General features: G+C 67.9%; 1 pseudogene. It reads left to right on the top strand.

The features are described from left to right. The first annotated feature begins 65 nt into the window (after positions 1–65). Positions 66–1,249 (top strand): annotated as a pseudogene (locus AB0B61_RS57445) (IS3 family transposase). Positions 1,250–1,282 lie beyond the last annotated feature (33 nt).

Below are 1,282 nucleotides of genomic sequence, written 5' to 3'. Positions count from 1 at the left end.
TGAGGTTCCCCCTGCGGCGTAGACACCCCTGACAATGGATCTTGTCCATAGAGGGGAGCCTTCGGGTGGCACGACCGTCGAAGTTCGGCGAGGAGTTCAAGCGGGACGCGGTGAGGCTGGTCCGGACGACGGGCCGGACCTGCGCCGATGTGGCGCGGGAGCTCGGGATGAACCGCGAGACTTTGCGCACTTGGGTGCGGGAGGCCGAGACCACCGACAGCGAGTCGGGTGCGGGTCTGGCCAAGGCCGAGCGTGATGAGCTGGCCCGGCTGCGCAAGCGGGTCGCTGAGCTGGAGGTTGAGAAAGAGATCCTGCGCAAGGCGGCCGCCTATTTTGCGAAGGAGATGGATCGTTGATCAGCCGCTTCAGGTTCATCTCCGCCCACGCCGGCTTCGGCATCGCGCGGCTGTGCAGGGTGTTGAACGTCGGCCGCAGCGCCTTCTACGCCTGGCGCAAGCGGGAACCCGCCCGCCAGGCCCGCGCGGCTGAGGACGAGCGGATCGTGGAGAAGATCAGGTCGTTTCACGCCGACTCGGGTGGGACCAACGGCTCGCCTCGGATCACCGCTGACCTGCGCGAGGCCGGGGAGATCGTCAACGTCAAGCGGGTGGCCCGGCTGATGCGCGCTGCGGGCATCGTCGGCTTGCATCTGCGCAAGGGCAGGCGGACCACGATTTTCGACCCGGCGGCCGCTGCCCTGCCCGACCTGCTCCAGCGCGACTTCAGCCCGGGCGCGGTGGATGAGCGGTGGTGCGGCGATATCACCTATCTGCCGGTCGGCGATTCGTGGCTGTACCTGGCGACCGTCATCGACATCGGATCACGCCGGCTGATCGGCTGGTCGATCGCCGGCCATCTGCGCACCGAGCTGATCAGCGACGCCCTGACGGCGGCGGTGCGCGCCCGCGGCGGCCACGCCACCGGCGTCATCTTCCACGCCGACCGCGGCTGTCAGTACACCTCGGCCGAGTTCGCCACGCTGTGCGACGCCCACGGCATCCGCCGATCGAGCGGAAGGACCGGAACATGCCTGGACAACGCCCTCGCCGAGGCGTTCAACGCCACCCTCAAACGCGAACTGCTGCACGGCAAGGGCAAGCGCCGCTGGAACGACGAGGCCGACGCCCGAACGGACATCTTCCGGTGGATCGCCCGCTACAACCACCGCCGACGGCACTCGGCGATCGGGAACCTACCTCCGGCCATCTATGAAGATCAGCTTGCTAGGATGACGTCACTGGCTGCATGAAACCGGGTGTCCACACCCCGGGGGGAACGCCAC

Source organism: Nonomuraea sp. NPDC049158 (assembly GCF_040648335.1).
Taxonomy (GTDB): Bacteria; Actinomycetota; Actinomycetes; order Streptosporangiales; family Streptosporangiaceae; genus Nonomuraea.
This window is presented reverse-complemented; position numbering and strand designations above follow the sequence as displayed.